Source organism: Algibacter luteus, assembly GCF_900141715.1.
GTDB lineage: Bacteria > Bacteroidota > Bacteroidia > Flavobacteriales > Flavobacteriaceae > Arenitalea > Arenitalea lutea.
The window spans coordinates 310,727-335,532 of sequence record NZ_FQYK01000003.1; the positions used below are offsets into that span (position 1 = coordinate 310,727).

Below are 24,806 nucleotides of genomic sequence, written 5' to 3' on the forward strand. Positions count from 1 at the left end.
AGCTAAATTATGGCAAAAACGGATCCCTATGCAGCATTACGAATAAAAGAGTTTAACATTTTTTTATTGGTACGATTTGTTTTAGTTTTTGGTTGGTCTATGCAATTTATTGTTATTGAGTGGCAAGTGTATAGCCTTACTAAAGACCCACTTTCTTTGGGTATTATTGGTCTTATGGAAATTATTCCAGCTTTCACCATGGCGCTTTTTGCGGGCCATATTGTCGATCAAAAAGAAAAGCGCAATTTACTCGCAACGTGTATAGCGGCGTTTTCCTTAATCAGTCTAGGTTTGTTTCTGTTAACTTGGGATGAGGTAGTTGGCGATTGGACAACTAAAACCATTTTATATTCTATTTATGCTTTAGTGTTTTTTGGTGGATTTTTACGTTCCTTTTTTGGGCCAACCATATTTTCGCTTGTCGCTTTAATTGTGCCTAAAAAAATATATCCAAATGCTGCGACATGGAATAGTTCAACTTGGCAAATGGCAAGTGTTTTAGGTCCCGCATTTGGAGGCTTTTTTATTAGCTGGATAGGGGTGCATTGGTCGCTTTGCATCATTTTTGGCTTGGTATTACTTTCTTTTTTCATATTGCTTCAAATAAAAAGGAAGCCTATTTTAAATCCTAAAATTGGCGAACCGGTAATTGAAAGTTTGAAAGAAGGTGTGCGTTTTGTATTTAAAACTAAAGCCATTTTAGGTGCGATGACTCTAGATATGATTGCCGTTTTATTTGGTGGAGCTATTGCACTGTTACCAGTTTTTGCACAAGATATTTTGAAAGTAGGAAGCGAAGGCTTTGGTGTACTTAGAGCTGCGCCCGCAGTTGGGGCATTTTTAACAATGTTGGTTACTGCTTATATTCCAATTAGTAAAAATGCAGGAATGAAACTAATTGCTGCTGTTTTTGGATTTGGGGTATGTATTATTGTTTTTGGCCTGTCGTCTGTATTTTGGATTTCACTTCTTGCACTGTTCTTTAGTGGGATGACTGATGGTGTTTCGATGGTTATTCGCCAAACAATACTACAGATAAAAACTCCAGACCATATGCGTGGGCGTGTATCATCGGTAAACTCTATGTTTGTTGGCTCTTCTAATGAATTGGGCGCTTTTGAAAGTGGTGTTACTGCAAAACTTATGGGCACCGTAACTGCTGTTGTTTTTGGAGGTACCATGACGTTAATTACTGCGGTTACTACAGGGTTAGTTTCACCTTCGTTTAGAAAATTAGATTTAACCAAAGATTTAGAAGAACACGAAAAGGAAGATTAATATTCTTTTAATTCCATTTGTTCACCATCAAAAACACCATAAGTATAATACTGAACCCAGTCGCCAAGATTAACATATGTCGACTTTTCATTGAGTTTAATTTTTAAAGGTAAATGCCTGTGTCCGAAGACGAAATAATCACGATGTTTGTCTTCTAATTTGCGTTTACAATATTGAGCCAGCCACTCTTGGTCTTCACCTAAAAATTTAGCATCATCATCGCCTGAAATGAGTTTGTTTTTTACAGAAAAATACTGTGCTATGCGCATGCCAATATCTGGATGCGCCCATTTAAAAACCCATTTAAAAAATGGATTAGTAAATACTTTTTTCATGCGCTTATAGCCTTTGTCTCCAGGGCCTAAACCATCGCCATGACCTATAAAAAAAGTCTTGTCGTTAAATTTGAATTCTTCAGGTTTATGATAAACAGGTATGTTTAGTTCTTCTTCAAAATAACCATTCATCCATAGGTCGTGATTTCCAACAAAGTAATGTATAGGAATACCAGAATCGCTAATTTCTGCAAGTTTGCCTAAAGTTCTGGTAAACCCCTTGGGAACAACGGTTTTATACTCAAACCAAAAATCGAATAAATCGCCTAAAAGGAAAATAGCTGCAGCGTCTTGTTTTATTTCGTCTAACCAAGCTACAAATTTCTTTTCGCGAGGAAAAGAAGCTTCTGCGGTAGGGGCTCCTAAATGGTTATCTGAAGCGAAATATATTTTTTTCCCTTTTGGAATATTCATGAAGTAAATATAAATAAAATAGCCACAAATGCATGAATATTTGTGCTTGAAGCTAATTTGACCTAGAGGCTTGTGTTAGGGATTGCATTGTAAAGCCCACAGCGAGGTACGAAGCGAGGACTTGCAACAGAAAGCTCGACCCTTGTGGGAACCTGCCCGCGGACAGGCAGGCGCCCTAAATATTATCGTATTGAAACCATTCGGCAAACGAACTTTCGGTTTCTTGAAGTTTTAAGGAATGTAAACTGATATGTTTAGGTAAGCGTTTACTTATTTTTTTGGCAAAGTCTAAAACCATCATCTCACTAGTTGGTTGATAATCAACTAGTAACACATTGTGTCCGCGATCTTGTAGTTCTTTAGCTAACTCGACATGCGGTGTGTTTTTGTTGAAAACGGTGGCGTGGTCAAAGACATTGACAATTTCTTCTTTCACAATTTTTTTAAGGTCGCCAAAGTCGATTACCATACCATATTTAACGTTTGTATTGTCAGTTATGGGTTTACCAATTACGGTTACCGAGAGTTTGTAACTGTGTCCGTGAACGTTTTTGCATTTTCCGTCGTAGCCGTATAGTGCATGTCCGGTTTCAAAAGAGAACTGTTTTGTGATGCGAATGTTGTTTCCCATTATCTTCTTTTTCTTTTGTTAACAAAGTATACGATAATTAGCACTAGAGCTAGTACTAGAAATAATCCGTTTCCGCTAACGAACGACATGATATCCATAAGGCTTTATTGTTGGTTTTTATTTTTACTATACCTATACATTAAATATGCTAATGCCACTAGTATAACGAAAGGCAACATAGAACCTATAAAAACGCCTATTTCATAACCTTGGTCTGGGGCGTTTTTTAATTTTTCTTCAATATCAACTTGTTGAATTAAGGCTAAAAATAGATACATAGTTGTTTCTTAATCTAAGATGCAAAGTTAATTGTTTTGTGCTAGCGGTATAAATATTTTTCTGAATTTTATGATTAAAGGAATACCTCGAGCTATAATCCAGAATGTTATGGCTATAAAAATTGCATGAAGCTTATAACCTAAATTATCTAACCACAATAATATAGGTATGAAAATTAAAAAGGTTGAAAATAATAGCACGTTTCTCAAGTACTTCATTTTACCGAGACCTTTGAAAATACCATCGAAAATAAAAGCTAGGGTACAAAGTGGCTGCATGACTAATACAATCCAGAATACATGATAAAAGGCATTTAACACTTCGGGTTCTTTTGTGAAAATACGCCCAATGGGATAATAGAATACGGCTCCTAAAATACCTAAAAAGATGCCAATTAGAATGCCATATTTTATAAGTTTATTACTTAATGTTATCAGTGTCTTAAAGGATTTTGCTCCATATAACTTACCAGAAATAATATTTCCTGCGCTGGCGTAACCATCTACGATAAAAGCACCAAAAAACCACAAATTAATGGCTATGGTATAGGCTGCAATATATTCTGCGCCATAACTTGTGGCATAGGCACTTGCCAAATAGAGTGTTACGTTTAGCGCTATAGTTCTAACAAATAGATTAAGAATCATTAAAATAAATCGTTTTATTTCAGGATTAAATGGAAAGCTTGGAATTAAAGGGATATCGGTTTTTTTAAGAAGATAAACCGCTGCAAAAATTGCCATTAATAACTGAGCGATAACACTGGCATAAGCAGCCCCTTTTATATGCATTGGATTTAATACGCCTTCTATACCATAAACCAAAATTACATCTAGTATGATGTTTGATGCTGCACCAATTATGGCTATTATCATAGGGTAGAAGGTGTTTTGCAACCCGCGAAAAGCACCAAAAACCGCAATTGTAAATAAGGTAAATGGAAACCCTAAAACACGTATTTTGTAATAATCAATGCTGTAATCTAATATTAGATTTGAGGCATTGTAGAGCTTAAAAATTTGTCTTGCAAATGGATATGTGCTAAAAATAATAAGAATACTAAGTGATGTAATAATGAAAATGGCTTGCGAAGGCAGATTTTTAATATCGTCTAAATTATTTGCTCCAACATATTGCGAAACTATGGATGAAATGGCGCTTCTGGTTTGTCCTAATACCCAGATAAGCATTGACATAAAAGTGGTAACAATACCCACTGCTGCTAAAGATTCGGTGGCATTTATATCGATATTTCCAACAATAGCGGCGTCGGTTAAGGATAATATTGGTTCTGATACTCCCGCAATTAAAGCTGGAATAGCAAGTTTGTTAATATGTTTTAAACTAATGGTTGCGCTCAAAAGACTAATTCGTAACAGTGAAAAGGATGTTCACTTTGTTTAGGGAAATATATAGGTTCTAGTTTTTTATATCCGCGAAGTTCGTAAAATTTTTGGTTTCTTTTGTTTTGCGAAAAGGTGTCTAACCGAATTGAAGCATAGTTGTTTTCTTTGGAATAATTTTCAGCAAATTGCATAAGTTGTTGCGCATAGCCTTTACCCTGATAATTAGGATGAACAGCTAGCCTATGAATGTAAATATTATTATTGTTAGGTGTTAACCAATTTACTGGAATATATTCCTCGTCCATAAATGTTGAAATGGTTATACTTCCTATAATTTTATTTTTGAGCTCTAAAACATACAACTCATCCTTCTGAAAATCTTTGGTAAAAGCCAGTTTATTGGGATAATATTCGTTCCACTGAAAAATATTTTTAGAAATCATATGAGCGGCACAGGCCTTTGTAATTTCAATTATAGAATCTATATCGTTTATAGTTGCTTTACGAATCATTAAAATGTTTACTTTTGCTTCAAATTTATTGTAAATTTAGCTTTAAAATTTTTGGTATGAATAATATTTTAGTTCCTGTAGGATCATCAAAAAATGCGGTTAGCCATTTGCAGTATGCAGTTGATTTTGCAGAAGCATTTGGAGCAAGACTTTTTATAGTTCAAGTATATAATGTTTATACCAAGGCTGGTACTATGATTAAGGTCGACCAAATTATTGAAAAAGAAAGTAAGGCTTTTTTAGAAGATTTGGTTTCACAAATAGATACCAAAGGTGTTGAGGTAATAGTAAAAACACTAAAAGGGAAACTTATTGACACATTAGAATTGGCATGTAAAGCTGCTGATGTTGATTTGGTTTTAATTGAACCTAGAACAAATTCTATTAAAGATGAAGTGTATTTAGGAAAAACTTCTGGTAAGATCGTGAAGCAAATGGATGTTCCAGCACTTATTGTTCCAGAGGGCTATAAGTTTTCGGCTATCTCAAACATATTAATGGCAGTAAAATCGGCTATAATAAAAAAAGAAGGCGTTTTAAAACCTCTAATAGCCATTAAAGATAAATTTCAGGCAACAACAGATTTGTTATTGGTAAAAACACCATTTCATAAAGAAGGCGACTTTGAATTACATAAAGATTTAAAGACTATAGTGAACAATATTACCACTACCGAAAACCCTACAACTTTTCAAGGGGTATTAGAACATTTTCAATCGCATAACCCAGATATGTTATGTGTTGTAAGACGTAAACGTGGTTTTTTTGCTAAAAAATGGGAAAAAAATACAATTCTTAAAAAAGATTTCTACAGTCGTATTCCTGTATTGGTTTTAAGTGGATTAAAATAAAGTATTGGGGATGTAGCTCAGTTGGCTAGAGCGCTTGACTGGCAGTCAAGAGGTCGTCGGTTCGAGCCCGATCTTCTCCACATCAATAAAAGACTTTCAAGAAATTGAAGGTCTTTTTTTGGTTTTAATTTTTGGCTTTCCACTTTTTTCAAAGTTTTTTTGAAGATATTATTCACGCTACAATATTTCTATTTGTGTAGCATTAACGGGCTGTAAGCTCGGATTTTTTCAGACTTCCTATCCTAATTATTTCTTGTTAACAAAACTTTAACAAAACCCACTTTATCATTTCTTCGTAGGTATTGGCACAAGTGAAAAATTATTAATTAAATCTCAAAAATTATGAAAAAATTTAAAAATGTATTAGGAATTGGAATACTGGCACTAGCCGTATTTTTTGTGGTAGCAGCAGATCATATTGATGCACCAGATGTTCAAGGAGGAACAAGCGATATTACTGATTTTTATGCCTTTCAAGGTGAAAACACAGAAAATTTAGTATTTGTTGCCAATGTACAAGGGTTATTAAGTCCGTCTGCAACGGCAACTGCAAGTTTTGACGAAAATGTTTTAATCGAATTTAACATTGATAACACAGGTGATAATGTGGAAGACTTAGTTATCCAAGCTATTGCAAGACAAGGAAAAATGTATTTCTTCGGTCCTTCAGCTCCAACGTCAACAGGAATTAACAGTACTATTTTAACAAACGCTTCGGCTACAGGAGTCGTAGATATTAGTTTGTATGGGTCTTCTGCTATTGTAGCAAGCAATAATGGTATGTCCTTTTTTGCAGGCCCAAGAGACGATCCGTTTTTTATGGACTTCGCACAGTATAGTGCCATTATTGGTGGTAATGCATCAAGTTTTAACGACCCTGGGAGCGACACCTTTGCTGGAAGTAATGTGATGTCTGTGGTTGTAGAAGTACCAAAATCAATGATTGGTAGTTCGGGAACCATAAATACATGGGTAGAAACTAAAAGAAAATAAGATTAACCAATTTAAAACAACAATTATGAAAAATATAAAAATATTAACGATGCTATTAGCGGTTTCAATGATTTCTTTTAACTGCTCAAATAATGACGATAACAATGATTTCATGGCATACGAACCAGATTTTTCTGGAACTTATGTACAACAAGATCAAATGGGAAGACCTGCAGTAAACACCGTGTTTGTTTCAGCTTCTAGTAAAGATATGTTTAACATTACACCGCCTTCTCAACAAAACGCCGCTTTTCAAAGCATGTTCGAAGCGAATTTAACTGCGCTAAGTCCTGCTTACGCTAACGAAGGAGACACTAACGCTTTAGGATTAGATGCCGCAACTTTTACGGGTCTTTTAGCAACAGATGTTTTAAATGTTTCCTTAGACGGAAAAACCACTATTTATGATGGGGAAAATGTTTTAACAGGTCGCGCATTAGCCGATGATGTTATTACAGTTGAACTATTATTAATTTTTGGCGGAGAAGATTTTAGTGAAAATCCTGGATTATCAAATGATAATGTAGATGGAAACGATAAACCTTTTTTGACCTCATTTCCATATCTGGCTTCACCATGGTAGAAGCCCTTCATCAGAGTATGTGTAATAAGCGCATACTCTGATATTTTAAACAAAACAATTCAAACTAATCAAAATATTGAATCATGAAAACGAAAAATATACTCCTAATGCTTGGTTTTATTTTCATTTTATCAAGCTGCACAAAAAATTTAGATAAAATAACACATGTAGAAGATTACAATAGTTATTTACAAAATACTGAGAGCGAGATGTTGCGATTGGCTGAGGAAGACTTTAATTTTTGGGAAAAAAAGCTAGAAAAAGAACCTCAACAGTTTCCTTATTTAGCAAAGGCAGCAGCATCTCAATCTCTTTTATTTAATAAAACAGGCAACATTGATGCATTAATTAAAGCAGAACAATATTTAATTGAAGCCAATGAAAAGACCAACTACTCAAAGGTTGGGTATTTAAGAGCTTTAGCCCGAAATTATATTTCACAGCATAAGTTTAAAGAAGCATTAATACAATTAAAGAAAGCTGAAGCTATTGGCGAAACTTTACAAGCAACCCAAAAAATGCTTTTTGATGTGCATTTAGAATTAGGAAATTATGATCTGGCAAAGTCATATTTAGAAACGTTTAGAAACGATACAGATTTCGATTATTTAATTCGATTATCTAAATGGTCAGACTATCGCGGAAATTTAGATGCTACCATAAAATATATGGAGCAAGCCAAAAAGATTGCTGAATCTTCGAATCTTTCCGGAATGAAACAATGGACATATACCAATTTAGCCGATTATTATGGTCATGCTGGTAATATTAAGGCATCGTACGTTCACTATTTAAAAGCTTTAGAATTAAATCCTGATGATGCTTATGCTAAAAAAGGAATTGCTTGGATTGTTTATTCGCATGAGAAAAACCCAGACGAGGCCCTTCGTATTTTGAATATGGCAACAACAACTTACAATGCGCCAGATTATCATTTATTAAAGGCTGAAATAGCCGAATATAAAGGCGATTTAAAAATGATGAATGCGCAGATTGAATTATATCACGAAGCTGTAAAAAATCCATATTATGGCAGTATGTACAATGCGCATAATGCGAAGTTATATGCCGAAGATGAAATTAATATAGAGCAAGCTTTAAAAGTAGCTAAAACAGAGATTGATAATAGACCTACACCACAATCTTATGATTTATTAGCTTGGACCTATTTTAATCGTGGAGCTATTGATGAAGCTTTAAAGGTTATGGAGAACCACGTGGTTAATAAGACTTATGAGCCTGAAGCTTTATATCATTTAGCTGAAGTTTATAAAGCGGCTGGTCATGTAAAAAAAGCTAAGAAATTAAAACAGGAATTACTAGAAAGCAGTTTTGAATTGGGGCCATTAATGGAAGATAAAATTAAAAATATATAAGTGATTATTGATTTACATTCAATTAGATTTAGGGGATTTATTTGAAGTATTTTGGTGAAGTTTGGTTTGATTGTGAGTGCGTCTGTAATGATTACAGGCGCATTCTTTTTTATTTTAGTTGCTTACGTTCACATAAATCAAATTTCAATTTTGAAGATGTAAACTCTACAATACAGTCTGTCAATCCCAATTTTAAGAAAGTTGAGTCAACATCTATTACTTCAATGTCTTTATTAAACATCCCAAAAACGAATGTTCTATTCAATTTTAAATAGGCTTCACTTCCAGGTCCAGCAAAATATTCTTGATTAGCATATACAATTTCATAATTATTTATGACCCAAGATTTATGCAAGTTTTCAGATTACGAAAAATCTCGAACAAATTCAAAGAACAGAATAATGAAAACAATTACAATTGTAACCAAAGTAAGTAATAATCGAATGCCTAAATGTTTTGAATACCAGAAAACAAATCCGACGCACACTATTAAATTTAGAAGTGCAATGGTATACGTGTTCGCTAGGGTAAACGAAGTTCAGAATTATAAACAAGTAATTCGGCAATCACAATCACAACCAATATTATGGCTTGAATGTCTTTCGTTTTCTTCTGCATCGACAGTATCTAAATAAATTGAAAAGAGAATTAAATTACGAAGCTGTATCAACCACACCCAAAGTGTAGAGTTGCTCTAACGTTGGCGATTCGCTTCCTCCTGCAGGTTCTAAAGTAATTCCAAATGCTTGAGAAGCATTCGCATTTTCTATAACGAAAATCTTGTTTTCATCGGTATTAAAGTCATCAAGAATACCTAAACTCGTTGGTGTTAGAGGGTTTAAAGTTAACGACCACACTTGATAAACTTTACCTTCTGGTGGTGTTGGTAAACCTTGAACATCTAAATAAATATTATTAGAATTTTTATCCCAATATACTTTAGCATAAGCTTCAGGGTACACTTGTTGACCGTCAAGCGGAACAGAAATAATATTTCTATCCCTAAGTACAGAAATAAGCTCTTTAGCCTTTGTTAAGCTATTATTTGCGTTTTCTATTTGTACTTCTAAGAGTTGCTCGTTAGTTTCGGCAATTTTTATTTTAGATTTTAGTTCGTTATTTTCTGAAGTTGCCCAGAATAAACCGGCAGCCAGAACGATAGATGCAGCCCAACCTGCATAGTTAAACCAATTGGTTTTACCCTTGTTTAAAGGAATAACCTTATTGTCGTTATCGTTAAAATCTAGACTTTCTTTTATAGAATTGAATATGTTTTTTGAACCTTGAGGTGCTGTGGCAGCTGTAAGTTTAATTATGGAAGTTTCTATGTTCTGAACTTCTGTGAGTATTTCGGGATGTTTAAGCATAAGCGCGTAAACCTCTTCATTCTCTTTTTCAGAAAGGGCTCCTGCAACGTATAGTTCTAATATACCAGATTCTATGTATGCTTTTATATCCATTTAAACTTCTAGTAAACTTCTAAGCTCGTTTATACAATTTCTATTTCTTGTTTTAATCGTGCCAATTGGCATTTTTAATGTTTCTGAGGCTTCCTTCTGTGTATATCCCTTAAAATATAACAGTTCAATAACTTCAATACATTTTTTCGCAAGCTTAGAAACAAACGCTTTTATGCCAATAGCATCGGTTTGATTATCTAAACTATCTTGGTTTTGTAATATATCTACGAAAAAATCGGAGTTGAGGTTTTGTTTTGTATTCTTAAAACTTTTAGAACGTGTTTTATCTATTGCAGCGTTACGTGCAATATTTAAAATCCATGTAAAAAAACGACCCTTTTCAGCAGAATAGGTAGCCGATTTGTGCCATACTTTTACAAACACATCCTGCATAACTTCTTCGGCTATAGCTTCATCTCTCACAATATTATAAATAACCCCATGCATACTTTCGCTATACATATTGTAAAGCGTTTCAAAAGCTTTTTCGTCTTTTTGTTTAAATTGAAGTATTAGGGATTCTAATTGCATGAATTTTATTTAGCAACTCAATGTAGTAATAAAATGTATAGTATAAAAGATGTTAGCTAGATTAGTTTTAGAGCGAGCTCAGGATTTATTTTTCAAAAAAGTAATAATTTCAGTTGAAGCATCTTTTAAATCTCGCGGCAATGTGTTTGCATTCCACGGATGAGAAGCTCCAAAAACATGGTTAGCACCTTTAATTACTTTGAATAAACTATTCGGATTCCATTTTTTTAAATCATAGGCTTCATCAATAACTACACTAGTATCTGCATCACCATGAATAATTAAATATGGAATTTTTAGACTAGAAACGGCGCGTTCAATAGTTAGCCGTTCCTCATTAGCTTTAAAATCTTCGTAAAACTGGTAAAAATGTGGCATCTGCTGTTTTGTTCGTCCGTTTAGAACGTATTTTACGCCATCTTTTTTCCATTGTTCTAATTCTCCTGATGTAGACGTTCTTTTTCCAAATTCTGAAACACCAGCAAGACTTACCACTTTTTTTATTTTATGATTTTCTTCAGCTTTAATAATAACAATACCTCCTGCTCTACTATGCCCAATTAAGTTGATATTATTGGTATTAGCTTCGGTTTTGTAACTTTCATTCAAACAAATCCAGTTAATTACCGATTCTAGATCGTCAAGTTCTTTTGTGTAATTATTGTTTCCAAAGGCCTCTAAATCTGGAAAATCAATGGGTTGTTCTGCGGTTCCGCCATTGTGTGAAAAATTAAACTTTATAAAAAAGAATCCAGCTTCAGCAATTAACTTCGCCATTAAATCCCATGCGCCCCAATCTTTAAAACCTTTATATCCATGACAAAAAATAACAATAGGCTTCATGGTTCCATTGTTTTTGAAAAACAAATCGGTTACAATAGGACGATTGTGTTTACCAGAAATTAATATGTTTTTTAAAATAGTCATAACTACAAGATTTCTTTTTCTACAAAATCGATTTTAGGGTTGCAAATTTCTAATATTAGGTTTTTTAATTGGGCTTCAAAGGCGTTAAGAGTATCATCATTAATCAAAGTACCATGACCATTCTTCTCATTAAACTTTATGAATCCAGAACTTAGGTTTTTAAAAGATATAATACCAGCTTCAACAGGAAAGTTTATTTTGTTGGCTTTGTTAAGCATGTATACATAAGTTAGTACTTGAAAAGGTTTGCTGTACTTTTTATAGTCGGTAGTGATATCTTCCCAATCTTGCACTGCCACTTGACCTTTTAGAACACTACCTGTTTTATAATCGATAATTCTAGTGATGCCGTTGTACTCGTCAATCCTATCTACTTTTCCTTTAATATTAACAGGAAAATGAAGTTCAGGAATTTCTATTGATACATTATTTTCTGCTTCAACTTCAATGATTTTAATGGTGTTGCCGGCTTTTAAATCTTGAATTTCTAAATCTAAAAAATTAGAAACATAACGTTTGGCAATTTCAAAAATAATCAGGTTTTTTCCTTTGGTTATATCACCTTCTTTGTATTCATTTTTAAAATGATAAGTTATGGTTTGCTGTATTTTGGGTTTTAAACTTTTTACATCATCTACTGTTAAAAGCCTTCCTTTAAAAGGTTTGTAAAAATCTTCAAGAGTGTTGTGTACAACAGTTCCAAGTGTGTTTGCAGCAACAGTTTCTTCAACATCATTGTGCTCTTTTATTTTTAAAACTTTCTGATAATAAAAATCAATGGGGTTTCTGATATAATTAGTTAAAGATGAAGGTGAAAACCCTTCATTTGCCAGTACTACAAGTTGTTGCTGTAAAGAATCTGTTTTTGTAATGACATTTAATTGAGTTTCAATAGTTGGAACTTGAGGCGTAATTATTTGATGATTGATATTATGAATTGGCTCTAAATCCAGTTGTGTTATAAATCTACTCTTTTCGCCTCCTGTTAGTACATCGGCTTCGGTATTGTAAAGAATGTATACATTTTTGGCGCGCTGTAAAAGTCGGTAGAAGTGGTACGTATATACCGCATCTTTTTCTTTGTATGTAGGTAAGTTATTTTCTAGTTTAACATCAAACGGAATAAAAGAATTATTACTTTTCCCTGCAGGTAATATGCCTTCATTTACAGAAGAAATAATTACCGTTTCAAAATCTAAAACACGAGATTCTAGCATGCCCATAAGCTGTAAACCTTGTAAAGGTTCTCCTTGAAAATCTAGAGTTTCACTACTTAAAAGTTCTTTGTAAATACTATATAATGTTGAAATATCTTTTATATGTTCGTGTTCGGAATTTAATCTGATGAGTTCATTAAAGAGTTCGTTAAAACGAAAAACATATTCTAAAGTTAATAGGTTCGATTTTTTATTATTATCCAACAAAGATTTGATGCTTAGAATAAGCTTTGAGCAATTTTCTAAAGCTAAAACCATAGAGTTTTCCCAATTTGAAAATAATAACTCTATAATGTTACTGCAGGGTTTAGCTATTTTTGTTAAACGATGTTTGTCTAAATAAACTAGGTTGTTCTTATCAATTGTTTCAATAATTTTTGAAGCATAATCTATACCATCAAACAGAAACAGAGGGTTTATAAATTGATGTGATACAATATTAATAACATCCTTGAAGTAAAATGTATTAGTATTGTTTTTGTGTAAATGAAAAAGGTGGTCGAATAACGAAGCCAATGGGATAGATTTTAAAGGAAATCCCATCGTAATATTTAAAGCCTGAATAGTTTCAGGAAGCGAATTAAGGACCGGAATTAATAAATTTTCATCGCCTAAAACTACCGCAGTATTGCTCAAGGAGTCATTGTCTTGTTGAAGCTTTTTTAAAAGTGAACCTATATATTTAGCCTGACCTATATTTTTAGGAATTCCAATAGCTGATATGTTTTTATCTGTGGAATAGTTTTCGGTAATCCAATTAAAAGGATTGTTTTTAAAGTACTTCCAGTTTTTTAAATGTTGTCTTGCAAATAAGGCTGCATCATGTTTTTGATTATTCATGAATACTTTATCTATATCCCAATAAATTTTAGCTAAATCATTTTGTAATAATTCTTGTATAATCGTTTCTTCAGCTGTATTTAAGGCATTAAAGCCAATGAAAACATGTTTCTTATCTGCGTTGTTTTGTATGTAAGCTTCTAGATTATCAACTGCTTCTCGGTAAATAAAACCTTGATATCCAATCTTTTTATTTAAAAGGGAATCGGTAAAATGCGTATAGTAGGCGTGCAGTTTATTCCAAAATAAGAGATAGTTTTTGACAAATTCGGTTTGATTTTTTTCTACCGACCAATGTTTTAAGTCTTGAATGGCACTTAAATAATCGAAAATATTTTTATGCGGAATTAAATAACGATCAATTTCGTTAAAATCTTGCAGTAAAATTTGAGCCCATTTTGAAAACGTTTCAAAAGAATCGGCACTTTCTTTTTTGGTTAATTGTAAATAGGTATTGTAAAACTCGAATAAAAGCTCTGTATTAGATATAGATTTTAGTTGAGATAATTCTTCTACAAATTCTTCAACACTTAAAATTTGAGGTGCAAATATGGTTTTATTTACAACTTGAGATAATTGATGGTTTAAAAATAATCCAGCTCTTTTACTGGGCAAAACAAAGGTTAGCTCAGATAGGTTTTCGTTATTATTTTTTAATTCTTTTAAAACCTCAAAAATGAATGTTGTCATGCTAGTTAATTTTTATAATTTGATAAAGTTAAAAAGTAACTGTTTGTTTGATTCATTTTTGTTTCGCTGTAAGTTTTATAAAAATAAAAAACGCTTCGGATATCCGAAGCGTTTTTTGTAAACTTATTTATTTAAAATTTTCTTTAGCTTATTTTGCTAAGTTAATTTCAACACGTCTGTTATTAGCTCTACCAGATCTAGTCTTGTTAGTGTCAATTGGTTTTGATTCACCATATCCAAGAGCAGAAAGTCTGAAAGCATCAATTCCGTTTTCAACTAAATATTCTTTTACAGAATTAGCTCTAGAATCAGATAATCTTTGGTTTAATTTTTCGCTACCTACACTATCAGTATGACCTTCTACTGTAAATTTAGCAGTTGGGTATTCTTTAAGAATTCCAATGATATCAGCTAATACAGCTGCAGATTGAGCTTTAATAGTTGATTTTCCTGTATCAAATAAGATAGTTTTAGCATACTCATTTAAAGTTTTTTGAACTGCTTCTGATACTTCAGGACAACCATTGTTAGCAACAGTACCTTTAACATCTGGACAGTTATCATCTTTATCTAATACACCGTCACCGTCTTTATCTGGCCATGGGCAACCATTGTTAGCAGCAGGACCTGCTTCGCTAGGACATTTATCGTCAGCATCAGTAACACCGTCACCGTCAGCATCAGGACAACCAGCTAAAGCTTTTAAACCAGCAACTGTAGGACAGTTATCTTTGTTATCAGCAATTCCGTCACCGTCAGTATCAGGACATCCGTTAAGCTCAGCTAAACCAGCTTCGTTAGGACAATCATCTTTACTATCTTCAATTCCGTCACCGTCAGTATCAGGACATCCGTTGAATGCTTCTAAACCAGCAACATCTGGACAAGCATCATCTTTGTCATATATTCCGTCACCGTCAGTATCAGTTCCACCAAATTTGATAGAGATACCAGCAGTATGTTGGAAATGTGTATCTAAATAATCTTCGAAAGCATGTTTGTAAGCTGTTTGTACAGTTAAACCGATGTTATCACTGAACCAAACATTGAAACCTAAAGTACCATTTAATGTACCAGCTCCAATTTCATCTACCCAAGTGTAACCACCACCAAGTCCTACGAAAGGATCGAAAGTGTGACCTTCAGAGAAGTTATATTTGATTGTACCATCTACACCGTAGTATGACCAATCACTAACATTGTTAGTTACATCAGGATTTGAGCTTTTATCACCCCATTTATCTATTTTGTTTAAAGATCCAGTAAGCCCAAAAGAGAAACCATCGCTTAAGTACTTCGATACAGAGATCGTTGATAATGATGGTAAAATGTTCCAGTGATCAGTTACATTACCGAACTCATCAAAAATAGTTTCACTAAATAAACCACCATCTCCATTTGGGTAGGCATCTACTGCGTTTACTCCAATGGTGATTTGCCATGGATTGTTTTGGTCTTGCGCATTTACGTTGCTATAACCAAGTACAAGCAACATAGCGAACAATAATCTGCTAAGATTTTTCATATTCAAAAGTTTAATTTTTAAGTGTTAATTGTGAACAAAAGTAAGTTGTTAAATGTTATTAACAAAGACAAATATATAAAAAAATAGAAGATTTATGCAGTTCGTCGATAGTTCAGAATGAATTTAGATAATTTTAAGGGCTTGACCTACTTTTATAAAGGCTTGTAAAGCCTTATCTAAGTGTGATTTGGTGTGTGCTGCCGACAGTTGCACACGAATTCTTGCTTTTTCTTTTGGAACTACTGGAAAAAAGAACCCAATAACATAAATTCCTTCCTTTAATAGCATATTTGCCATTGTTTGAGAGAGTTTGGCATCATATAACATAACAGGAACGATTGCAGAGTCTCCATCTATTATATCGAAACCAGCAGTCTTCATGCCTTTTTTAAAATAATTAGTATTCCATTCTAAGGTATCTCTAAGCTCGGTGTTATTGGATAACATATCAAATACTTTTATTGATGCTCCAACAATGGCGGGCGCTAATGAATTTGAAAATAAATATGGTCTTGAGCGTTGGCGTAGCATATCGATAATTTCTTTTTTACCAGTAGTATAACCACCCATAGCACCGCCTAAAGCTTTTCCTAATGTACCGGTTATAATGTCTATTCTATTTAAAACGCCTTTTTCTTCAAGAGTACCTCTACCTGTTTTGCCTATAAAACCTGTGGCATGACATTCATCAATCATTACTAAGGCTTCATGTTTTTCAGCTAAATCGCAAATTTTATCTAATGGAGCTACAAGTCCATCCATTGAAAACACACCATCTGTAACAATTATTTTAAATCGAGCATTATTTTTATTGGCAGCTATAAGTTGCTTTTCTAGGTCTGCCATATCATTATTTTGATAGCGATATCTTGCGGCCTTGCATAATCGAACACCGTCAATTATAGAAGCATGATTTAATGAATCTGATATAATGGCGTCTTCTGCACCTAACAAAGGTTCAAAAACCCCTCCATTAGCATCAAAAGCTGCAGCATATAATATGGTGTCTTCGGTTTGATAAAAATCTGCGATTTTTTGCTCTAGCGTTTTATGAATATCCTGGGTACCGCAGATAAATCGAACCGAACTCATTCCAAACCCGTGAGTATCCATGGTATCTTTAGCTGCTTGAATAACTTCTGGATGCGAGGAAAGGCCTAAATAATTATTGGCACAAAAATTTAAAACAGTTTCTCCTGTATTTAAAGTAATTTCTGCACCTTGCGCGGAAGTTATGATGCGTTCTTCCTTATAAAGTCCATTATTTTTTATGTCTTGCAGTTCAGCTTGAAGATGATTTTTCAGTTTTCCGTACATTTTATTGCGTTTTATGCAAATTTAAACATCTTTTACTAAAATATCATCATTTATATAAATAAGAATCTTTCTTTTAACCTTAATATTCATGTCTTCTAAAACATCTTGATAAGTTTGAAGCTGCTGTGCATATTTTTTATCTTCTAACCCCGTTTTATAATCTATAATAACGGCTTCATTATTAGCATTAATTATAATTCTGTCGGGTCTTAAAATTATCCCGTTACTTGATATAATATCACGCTCATTATATATGGTGTTTTTGGAAGTATAAAAATCTTGTAATTTTGGATGATTCACAATGGCTTCTACAGTTTCTTTTAAAAAAGAGGCTTGATTTGCTGTTACTGTTGAAGAAGTCACGAAATCGTTAATTACATAGGCTATATCGTCATAGGTATTTACTTTAGCCATAATATTATGGATAAGGTTTCCTTTTTCTATGGCTTCTTGCTGAGAGGTATCCCATAGTAAACCAGATTTAGTAACCACTTTTATATTTCGATCTTCTTTTGCTGTTGAAACAAATTCGCTTTGCGTTTTAGTTTTCTTATTAGTTTCTCTACTTTCTGATGTTTTTTTGTAATCACCAAAGCTATAAGTAGTTTCATTAGTATTCCAAATACCTAAATGTTGCAGGTAACTAATTAATAATCCTGAATATTTCTTGGTATTGGCTTCGCCTTTAGCTGTTATATCTAATGTTGAAATAACATGAAGTTGCTCAATAGCACGTGTTAAGGCAACGTACAAAACATTAATATTATCTAACTCTTGTTCAGATTTGTGTTTGTAGAAGATGCGCAATCCCTCTTCACCATAATGTTCAAAATCTTTATTATAGTTGAGAAGGGCATGAGTAAAACCATTATATTTTTGTTTATCTAACTCAAACCATTTAAAGTTGAAATTCCTGTAAATATCCGTATCGGCATAAGGAAAAATGACAACAGGAAACTCTAAGCCTTTAGATTTATGAATGGTCATGATTTGCACCGCTTCTTGCCCTTGTGGCGAGACAATAGTTAAATTGTCTTTTTTCTTTTCAAAATAATCTAAAAAAGCAGCAATATCTGAGCCTTTCTTTTGTGTGAAATCCAAAATAACATCTAAATAAAATTGCACATAAGCGTTCGATTTTTTTACTAATTTAAATTGCCTAACTATAGTTTCAGCTAAATCGTAAAGCGGTAATTGCAATAATGTTTTAGCATCAACAAAAACCTCGTAATTCTCAAAACTTTTTAAAAGCTTTTCAGTTGAAATTTGGATATGATTTACAAAAAATTGATGTTTATCTTCAATGTGAAAAAGCGAGGTTAAATAATTAAGAACCTTAATTTTTGTTTCATTGTTTTCTGGCTGAATAAGAAGCAATAGTAAATTATTAATAAAGACAACCTCTGGAGAATTATTAATAAGTAAAGTATCTGAAGATATAATGGCTATCCCATTTGAACTTAAATAATCAGCTATCGCAACACCTTCCTTTTTACTTCTAACTAAAACACAAATATCTTTTAACTCAAAGTCATTGTTTTTACATGTATTTATCGTGTTTAAAACGGCTTCAGGGAATAGTTCGTTTTTATCATCTTCTTTGTTAATTTCTAAAAATGAAAGTTTTACATAGCCATCATTTTCTATTGTAGTATTTTGATGTGCATTTTCGTAAAGCGTTTTATAGTCATTATTATTGAAAACAAAATGCGACAAATACTTAAAAAAACCATTGTTGAATTTCACAATTTCTTTGAAGCTACGGTAGTTTTCTTCAAGATTTCTTACCTCTTGTTCAACATGAAAAGGCTTGCTTTTTTGTGCAAATAAATCGATAAATTGTTCTGCTTTTCCTCCGCGCCATCTATAAATAGCTTGTTTAGCATCACCAACAAGCATAATGCTTCCCCCATTGTAATCAAGTGCGTTACCTTGCAATGGCATTAAGTTTTCCCATTGCATCTGAGAGGTGTCTTGAAACTCATCTATAAAATAATGTTTAAATTTTTCGCCCAAGCGTTCGTAAATAAAGGGTGTGGGCTGGTCTTTAATTTCATTACTTATTATAGCGTTAAATTCTGAAATCAACATTTTATTTTGGTCTTCTTTCAATATTTTTAATTCATTATCGATGGCTTTTAAAACAGATAATGGGGATATGTTTTTATAAAACGCATGCAAAAATTTTAAATGAAAAACCGCTTTTTTTGTAAGCTTGAAAGCTGAAACCAGTTCTGGTTTTATTCCGTCCAATATGATTTTTATATCTTCTGTTCTGGTTTTTTTTGGATACAGGGGTTTCTCTTCTAAATTAGCAATCCAAGCAGTTGAAAAATTTATATCAAGATTGCAATTTTTAAGTTTTAAAAAATAGTTTGGTAAATATGCTTTACTTCCACCTGAAAAATCTGAATGTTCTAAACCAGCTTCCTCAATTAAACCAAGCACACTATCAGCACTTTTCACAAGTTGTTTTTCTACAATAGTAATTTCAGATTGAAGCTGTTTTTTTAGCAGATTAAAATCTTCTAAAGTCTTATCATTTAATGTGTTAATGTAAGGCACATCGTTTTCACTAACCAGTAGTTTAGCAATCTTATTAAAATCGTAGGCGATGTCCCAACTTTTGTCATCATCGGCTTTTTCAATGGCAAAATCGACTAATATTTTTGTTAAAACATTATCAGTTCCAGCCTTAGCAATTAAACTATCAACAGCTTCAAAAAGTATAGATTCAGAATCTAATTCCACTTCAAAATTTAAAGGCAGTTTTAAATCGTAAGCAAAAGTTCTAATTAACTTATGTGTAAATTTATCAATGGTCGAAATATCAAAAGCAGCATAGTTATGCAGTATGGTATCTAAAATAATTTTTGATTTTTCGTGAATTTCACTTGGTTCGATTCCTGTCTCTTCACAAATGCTTTTAAACATGGAGTTATCTTCCGTTAAAATACCATCATTAGAAAACGTTTTAAGCATTTCAATGATACGATCTTTCATTTCAGCGACGGCTTTATTGGTGAAAGTGATTGCTAAAACACGCTTAAAAAAGTCGGGTTGATTGGAGTTAAATAATACCTTTAAATATTCTTTTACAAGTGTATACGTTTTTCCGCTACCAGCAGAGGCGTTATATATGATAAAAGGATGCGTTTGTTGCATAAAGAATGATTTGCCTACAAGATAAAAACTATCAATGGTTTCATAACAATTTATTATTTTTTATTGAGCCGTTTTATGCGTAAATTTGGAAGGAATAAAATATTAATAAATAAAAACAAAAAATTATGGCTTTCGAATTACCGAAATTAGGATATGCTTATGATGCTTTAGAACCTCATATTGATGCTAGAACAATGGAAATACATCATACAAAGCATCATGCTGGTTATACAAACAATTTAAATAACGCTATAGCTGGAACAGCTTTAGAAGGAAAATCTATTGAAGATATTCTTGCGAATTTAGATATGAGTAATGCTGCAGTGAGAAATAATGGAGGAGGATTTTATAACCACTCATTATTTTGGAGTGTTATGAACCCTGAAGATAAAGGCTACTTATCAGGCGAACTAAAAGATGCCATTGAAGCAGCTTATGGCTCTAAAGAAGCTTTTGTTGAGGCTTTTAGTAAAGCAGCAGCGACCCGTTTTGGATCTGGTTGGGCATGGTTATGTGTGCACAAAGGGGGTAAGGTAGAAGTTTGTTCTTCTCCAAATCAAGATAACCCATTAATGCCAGGAGTTGGTTGTGGAGGAACACCAATTTTAGGACTTGACGTGTGGGAACATGCGTATTACTTAAACTATCAAAATCGTCGTCCAGATTACATCAAAGCATTTTTTAATGTGCTTAACTGGAACGAAGTTGAAAAACGTTACGCAGAGGCTAAGTAAAAACGATTAATTTTTAATAAATAAAGGCAAATTCAGAAATGAATTTGTCTTTTTTTATGGCGTTACTTACCGAACGGGCTAATTGTTAAATATTTATGTGAAACAGTACAGAAGATTTTTCAGAATATCATACTTTAATAAGCATCAAAATTAAGTTGACTATGCTTCTTTTAAAAGTTCTAAAAGGAAAAAATTTTATCCCGATCGTAGCCAAAGGGTTGCCTGTCTCTAACGCAAATTAAAACCGTAACAAGTAAACGAAATAACAAATTGAAAAAGCTGCATTTTAGCACGAAAGTATATAAAATGAAAAAGGTGAACAGATGTCCACCTTTTTGCCCCAAATCTACCATAAACTTAACCTACTTATGTTATGGTGGTTCAAATATATAACGGCTATTTCTTCTACTAAAATATTTTAGTTAAACGGCTTAAATATTGGCTTAAACGAGATATTGGTACTTTATAAGGATAAAGTGCAAACCAATTCTTTTAACTACTGAATCGAAACTAAAAAGCATAAAAAAAGGCGAACAGATGTTCACCTTTTTTTGCCCCAAATCTACCATGAACTTAACCTACTTATGTTATGGTGAGACCAATTTATGTGTAATTTAAATATTTTGACTATTTTTTAGATGAAACGCGTTTTTTTAGGATGAAATACATATTTTATGATATTCTCCACAAAAATTAGCAATTTCGCAATTAGTATGCACGTTCATTATTGCCTTCGTAAAAATTAATAAAAGCACGGTTAACAACTCTATTTCCTCCCACTGTAGGATAGTTGCCTGTAAAATACCAATCGCCTAAATGACCCGGACATGCTTTATGTAAATTCTCAACAGGTTGAAAGATTATTTTCACTTCAGCGTTTATGGTTTCATCACTTAACAAGACTGATATTTTATTAGAAATCTCTTCGTCTGTAAACGGGTCATAAATTTCTTTTACAAAATTCTGTACATATTTATCTTCTAAGTCTGTTTGCGTAACACACTTTTCATAAACATCTTTAACTATATGATATTTACCGGCATCTTTTAGCAATGCTAGGGCAGCTTGAAATGCAACTAAATCTTCCAATCTAGCCATATCAATGCCATAACAATCTGGGTATCGAATTTGAGGTGCCGAAGACACAACAACAATCTTTTTCGGGTTCAAGCGATCTAGCATTTTTAAGATACTCTTCTTTAAAGTGGTACCGCGTACAATACTATCATCAATAATAACGAGATTATCTGTTGGCTTAATAACGCCATAGGTAACATCATAAACATGTGCCACCAAATCGTCTCTACTACTATCTTCAGTAATAAACGTTCTAAGCTTTACATCTTTTATGGCTATTTTTTCAACTCTAGCACGTTCAGATAAAATTTCAGTAACCTTAGCCGCAGATAATGAGCGTTGACCGTTTAAAATAGCTGCGGTTTTTGTTTTATTAATAAAAGCCTCAGCAGTTTCTATCATACCAAAAAACGAAGTTTCAGCAGTATTAGGGATGTATGAGAATACCGTGTTCTTTGTATCGTTATCAATAGCTTCTAAAACTTTAGGCATAAGTAGTTTTCCTAACATTTTACGCTCTTGATATATTTCGGCATCACTACCTCTAGAAAAATAAATGCGCTCAAACGAACATGATTTTCTTTCTAAAGGCTCTAATATTTTCTTTATTCTAACATCGCCAGATTTTTTAGTAATAATAGCATGTCCTGGCGTGAGCTCTTTTACATCTTCAAATTTTACATTGAAAACCGTTTGTATCACTGGTCTTTCAGAAGCTATAACAACAATTTCATCATCTTTATAATAATATGCCGGACGTATTCCTGCGGGGTCTCTTAATACAAAAGCATCCCCATGGCCAATAAGTCCTGCCATAGCATAACCACCATCCCAATTTTTTGCTGCACGTTTTAGTATTTTGCTAACCTTTAAGCGTTCTGCAATTTGTGGTGAAGCGTTTCTTTTGTTATACCCTTCTTTCTTTAGATCTTTATAAATTTTACTAACTGCATCATCTAAAAAATGACCAATTTTCTCCATTATGGTAATGGTATCGGTATATTCTTTTGGGTGCTGGCCTAATTCAATAAGGTTGCTAAAAAGTTCCTTAACATTAGTCATGTTAAAGTTTCCAGCCATAATTAAGTTTCTGTGCATCCAGTTATTTTGTCTTAAAAATGGATGAACACTTTCTACGCTATTTTTACCAAATGTACCGTAACGTACATGTCCTAATAGAACCTCGCCAATGTATGGGATGTTCTTTTTTTGCGCCGCTACATCTTCTTTGTATTCTGGATGCGCCTCAAACTCTTTATTAACTCTATCGTTAATTTGAGCGAAAATATCCTGAATTGGTTGTTGCGCAACAGAACGCACTCTGCTAATGTATCGTTCTCCGGGTTTAGTATCTAATTTTATACTTGCAAAACCAGCGCCATCTTGTCCACGGTTATGCTGCTTTTCCATCATTAAATACATTTTGTTTACACCGTAAAATGCGCTGCCATATTTTTCTTTATAAAACTCTAGTGGTTTTAAAAGTCTAATCATGGCTATTCCACATTCGTGTTTTAAGGCATCACTCATAACTAAAATTGTTTTCGCTTTCGCGGAAATAAAATTATGTTTAAACTCCCCATTTTAAGGGAATTACAAAAATATTTAAAATAAAAACGCACTCTTATTTAGAGCGCGCTGAATTATCCTAATTCTATATCAAATTGCGTTAGTTGCTTAAACTGCAACAAACGTTTATGTACTTCTTTACTTGGTAAATTTTGCATTCGCTGGGTGCCAAATTTTTCAACACAAAACGAAGCTAAAGTTGATCCGTAGATAACAGCGTTTTTCATATTTTCAAACGATGTGTCGTCTGTTTTCGCAATATATCCAGCGAATCCACCAGCAAATGTATCTCCAGCTCCCGTTGGGTCAAAAACTTCCTCCAAAGGTAAGGCCGGGGCATAAAAAACATGGTCGTTATGGAAAAGTAACGCACCGTGCTCTCCTTTTTTAATGACCACATATTTAGGACCCATTTTGTGAATTTTCCTGGCTGCAACAAGTAAAGAGTATTCACCCGTTAATTGTCTCGCTTCTTCATCATTTATAGTAATAACATCTACACGTTTTATTACATTTAGTAAATCATCTAAAGCACAATCCATCCAAAAATTCATGGTATCTAAGATTACCAATTTTGGTTTAACCGACATTTGATCTAAAACACTAGATTGGACGAGAGGATGCAAGTTTCCTAACATAACAACCCCAGCATCTTTGTAATTTTCTGGCACTTTTGGATTAAAATCTGCTAAAGTATTTAACTCGGTTACCAAGGTATCACGAGTATTCATATCATTGTGATAGCGCCCACTCCAAAAGAATGTTTTTCCCTCTTTCACAATTTCAATACCTGAAATGTCAATATTTCTATCTGAAAGTAAATCTAAATATTCTTGTGGAAAATCTCCGCCAACAATCGAAACTGCAGCAGTATCAACATTAAAATAAGAAGCCGCAAGACCTATGAAAGTAGCGGCGCCGCCCAAGATTTTATCGGTTTTGCCGAAAGGCGTTTCTATAGCATCAAATGCTACCGTACCTACAATGACTAATTTGCTCATAAATGAGGTGTGAAATTAAGGTGCAAATATAAGTCTTTTTATAGATTACGTTGTGTTTATTTTTTCAATTAATTACCTTAGAAAAAAGTTAAATTTAAATGTGACTTTTTAAAAAAGCAGGTGTCTTAATATTGAATGCTATTATTAACAGAAAT

At 33.1% G+C, this 24,806-nt stretch carries 21 protein-coding genes and 1 tRNA gene; 7 read left to right on the forward strand and 15 right to left on the reverse strand.

The window, feature by feature from the left end:
* The first annotated feature begins 9 nt into the window (after positions 1–9).
* On the forward strand, positions 10–1,278 hold the full coding sequence (locus BUA46_RS07475; RefSeq protein ID WP_019386882.1) for an MFS transporter: 1,269 nt from the start codon (positions 10–12) through the stop codon (positions 1,276–1,278).
* Here the strand turns inward: BUA46_RS07475 and BUA46_RS07480 are convergent.
* The 5 genes from BUA46_RS07480 to BUA46_RS07495 form a co-directional block, all read right to left on the reverse strand.
* The gene (locus tag BUA46_RS07480; RefSeq protein WP_019386881.1) at positions 1,275–2,027 is read right to left on the reverse strand and encodes a UDP-2,3-diacylglucosamine diphosphatase; all 753 of its coding nucleotides are present in this window, start codon (positions 2,025–2,027) and stop codon (positions 1,275–1,277) included. The two genes, BUA46_RS07475 and BUA46_RS07480, sit on opposite strands and share 4 nt — an antisense overlap.
* A 175-nt stretch (positions 2,028–2,202) precedes the next feature.
* Positions 2,203–2,658, reverse strand: coding sequence for a 6-pyruvoyl trahydropterin synthase family protein (locus BUA46_RS07485; protein WP_019386880.1), 456 nt, complete (start codon positions 2,656–2,658; stop codon positions 2,203–2,205).
* 104 nt (positions 2,659–2,762) lie between these two features.
* Positions 2,763–2,936 (reverse strand): hypothetical protein, encoded by a 174-nt coding sequence (locus BUA46_RS15115; RefSeq protein WP_019386879.1) that lies wholly within the window; start codon positions 2,934–2,936, stop codon positions 2,763–2,765.
* A 27-nt stretch (positions 2,937–2,963) separates the two neighbouring features.
* Positions 2,964–4,298, reverse strand: a complete 1,335-nt coding sequence (locus BUA46_RS07490; RefSeq protein WP_019386878.1) for an MATE family efflux transporter — start codon at positions 4,296–4,298, stop codon at positions 2,964–2,966.
* Positions 4,295–4,795 (reverse strand): GNAT family N-acetyltransferase, encoded by a 501-nt coding sequence (locus BUA46_RS07495; protein ID WP_019386877.1) that lies wholly within the window; start codon positions 4,793–4,795, stop codon positions 4,295–4,297. The genes BUA46_RS07490 and BUA46_RS07495 overlap by 4 nt, the downstream gene beginning before the upstream one ends.
* Before the next feature lie 56 nt (positions 4,796–4,851).
* On the opposite strand from BUA46_RS07495, the gene BUA46_RS07500 reads away from it, so the two are divergent.
* From BUA46_RS07500 to BUA46_RS07520, 5 genes are all read left to right on the forward strand, one after another.
* Positions 4,852–5,646, forward strand: coding sequence for a universal stress protein (locus BUA46_RS07500; protein ID WP_026009971.1), 795 nt, complete (start codon positions 4,852–4,854; stop codon positions 5,644–5,646).
* A 6-nt stretch (positions 5,647–5,652) separates the two neighbouring features.
* Positions 5,653–5,726, forward strand: a tRNA-Ala gene (locus BUA46_RS07505).
* A gap of 262 nt (positions 5,727–5,988) precedes the next feature.
* Complete coding sequence (locus BUA46_RS15280) at positions 5,989–6,639, forward strand: DUF4331 family protein (protein WP_019386875.1); 651 nt, start codon at positions 5,989–5,991, stop codon at positions 6,637–6,639.
* A gap of 25 nt (positions 6,640–6,664) precedes the next feature.
* Complete coding sequence (locus tag BUA46_RS15285; RefSeq protein WP_019386874.1) at positions 6,665–7,222, forward strand: DUF4331 family protein; 558 nt, start codon at positions 6,665–6,667, stop codon at positions 7,220–7,222.
* Positions 7,223–7,305: 83 nt separating this feature from the next.
* Positions 7,306–8,598: a tetratricopeptide repeat protein gene (locus BUA46_RS07520; RefSeq protein WP_026009970.1), complete on the forward strand. Its 1,293-nt coding sequence runs from the start codon at positions 7,306–7,308 to the stop codon at positions 8,596–8,598.
* Between the two features lie 109 nt (positions 8,599–8,707).
* On the opposite strand, the gene BUA46_RS07525 is transcribed toward BUA46_RS07520, so the two are convergent.
* The 8 genes from BUA46_RS07525 to BUA46_RS07565 form a co-directional block, all read right to left on the reverse strand.
* Positions 8,708–8,953: a hypothetical protein gene (locus BUA46_RS07525; protein WP_019386872.1), complete on the reverse strand. Its 246-nt coding sequence runs from the start codon at positions 8,951–8,953 to the stop codon at positions 8,708–8,710.
* Between the two features lie 298 nt (positions 8,954–9,251).
* A complete protein-coding gene (locus BUA46_RS07535) occupies positions 9,252–10,058 on the reverse strand; it encodes an anti-sigma factor (protein ID WP_019386870.1) in 807 nt (268 codons plus the stop codon).
* Complete coding sequence (locus tag BUA46_RS07540) at positions 10,059–10,589, reverse strand: RNA polymerase sigma factor (RefSeq protein WP_019386869.1); 531 nt, start codon at positions 10,587–10,589, stop codon at positions 10,059–10,061.
* 78 nt (positions 10,590–10,667) lie between these two features.
* Entirely contained in the window at positions 10,668–11,516 is an 849-nt protein-coding gene (locus BUA46_RS07545; protein ID WP_019386868.1) for an alpha/beta hydrolase family protein, read from the reverse strand.
* Between the two features lie 2 nt (positions 11,517–11,518).
* Positions 11,519–14,263, reverse strand: a complete 2,745-nt coding sequence (locus BUA46_RS07550; protein ID WP_019386867.1) for a PD-(D/E)XK nuclease family protein — start codon at positions 14,261–14,263, stop codon at positions 11,519–11,521.
* Between the two features lie 148 nt (positions 14,264–14,411).
* Complete coding sequence (locus BUA46_RS07555) at positions 14,412–15,788, reverse strand: OmpA family protein (protein ID WP_026009969.1); 1,377 nt, start codon at positions 15,786–15,788, stop codon at positions 14,412–14,414.
* A 123-nt stretch (positions 15,789–15,911) separates the two neighbouring features.
* On the reverse strand, positions 15,912–17,105 hold the full coding sequence (gene kbl / locus BUA46_RS07560) for a glycine C-acetyltransferase (RefSeq protein WP_019386865.1): 1,194 nt from the start codon (positions 17,103–17,105) through the stop codon (positions 15,912–15,914).
* Between the two features lie 21 nt (positions 17,106–17,126).
* A complete protein-coding gene (locus BUA46_RS07565) occupies positions 17,127–20,270 on the reverse strand; it encodes a UvrD-helicase domain-containing protein (RefSeq protein ID WP_019386864.1) in 3,144 nt (1,047 codons plus the stop codon).
* Positions 20,271–20,395: 125 nt separating this feature from the next.
* On the opposite strand from BUA46_RS07565, the gene BUA46_RS07570 reads away from it, so the two are divergent.
* Complete coding sequence (locus BUA46_RS07570; RefSeq protein ID WP_019386863.1) at positions 20,396–21,004, forward strand: superoxide dismutase; 609 nt, start codon at positions 20,396–20,398, stop codon at positions 21,002–21,004.
* Positions 21,005–21,712: 708 nt separating this feature from the next.
* Here the strand turns inward: BUA46_RS07570 and BUA46_RS07575 are convergent.
* Complete coding sequence (locus tag BUA46_RS07575; protein ID WP_019386862.1) at positions 21,713–23,611, reverse strand: amidophosphoribosyltransferase; 1,899 nt, start codon at positions 23,609–23,611, stop codon at positions 21,713–21,715.
* A 113-nt stretch (positions 23,612–23,724) separates the two neighbouring features.
* Positions 23,725–24,651: a PfkB family carbohydrate kinase gene (locus BUA46_RS07580; RefSeq protein ID WP_019386861.1), complete on the reverse strand. Its 927-nt coding sequence runs from the start codon at positions 24,649–24,651 to the stop codon at positions 23,725–23,727.
* Between the last annotated feature and the right edge of the window lie 155 nt (positions 24,652–24,806).

Coding starts and splice junctions, on each gene's coding strand:
- BUA46_RS07475 (WP_019386882.1), top strand. CDS start 10: ATGGCAAAAACGGATCCCTATGCAGCATTACGAATAAAAGAGTTTAAC.
- BUA46_RS07480 (WP_019386881.1), bottom strand. CDS start 2,027: ATGAATATTCCAAAAGGGAAAAAAATATATTTCGCTTCAGATAACCAT.
- BUA46_RS07485 (WP_019386880.1), bottom strand. CDS start 2,658: ATGGGAAACAACATTCGCATCACAAAACAGTTCTCTTTTGAAACCGGA.
- BUA46_RS15115 (WP_019386879.1), bottom strand. CDS start 2,936: ATGTATCTATTTTTAGCCTTAATTCAACAAGTTGATATTGAAGAAAAA.
- BUA46_RS07495 (WP_019386877.1), bottom strand. CDS start 4,795: ATGATTCGTAAAGCAACTATAAACGATATAGATTCTATAATTGAAATT.
- BUA46_RS07500 (WP_026009971.1), top strand. CDS start 4,852: ATGAATAATATTTTAGTTCCTGTAGGATCATCAAAAAATGCGGTTAGC.
- BUA46_RS15280 (WP_019386875.1), top strand. CDS start 5,989: ATGAAAAAATTTAAAAATGTATTAGGAATTGGAATACTGGCACTAGCC.
- BUA46_RS15285 (WP_019386874.1), top strand. CDS start 6,665: ATGAAAAATATAAAAATATTAACGATGCTATTAGCGGTTTCAATGATT.
- BUA46_RS07520 (WP_026009970.1), top strand. CDS start 7,306: ATGAAAACGAAAAATATACTCCTAATGCTTGGTTTTATTTTCATTTTA.
- BUA46_RS07535 (WP_019386870.1), bottom strand. CDS start 10,058: ATGGATATAAAAGCATACATAGAATCTGGTATATTAGAACTATACGTT.
- BUA46_RS07540 (WP_019386869.1), bottom strand. CDS start 10,589: ATGCAATTAGAATCCCTAATACTTCAATTTAAACAAAAAGACGAAAAA.
- BUA46_RS07545 (WP_019386868.1), bottom strand. CDS start 11,516: ATGACTATTTTAAAAAACATATTAATTTCTGGTAAACACAATCGTCCT.
- BUA46_RS07550 (WP_019386867.1), bottom strand. CDS start 14,263: ATGACAACATTCATTTTTGAGGTTTTAAAAGAATTAAAAAATAATAAC.
- BUA46_RS07555 (WP_026009969.1), bottom strand. CDS start 15,788: ATGAAAAATCTTAGCAGATTATTGTTCGCTATGTTGCTTGTACTTGGT.
- kbl (WP_019386865.1), bottom strand. CDS start 17,105: ATGTACGGAAAACTGAAAAATCATCTTCAAGCTGAACTGCAAGACATA.
- BUA46_RS07565 (WP_019386864.1), bottom strand. CDS start 20,270: ATGCAACAAACGCATCCTTTTATCATATATAACGCCTCTGCTGGTAGC.
- BUA46_RS07570 (WP_019386863.1), top strand. CDS start 20,396: ATGGCTTTCGAATTACCGAAATTAGGATATGCTTATGATGCTTTAGAA.
- BUA46_RS07575 (WP_019386862.1), bottom strand. CDS start 23,611: ATGAGTGATGCCTTAAAACACGAATGTGGAATAGCCATGATTAGACTT.
- BUA46_RS07580 (WP_019386861.1), bottom strand. CDS start 24,651: ATGAGCAAATTAGTCATTGTAGGTACGGTAGCATTTGATGCTATAGAA.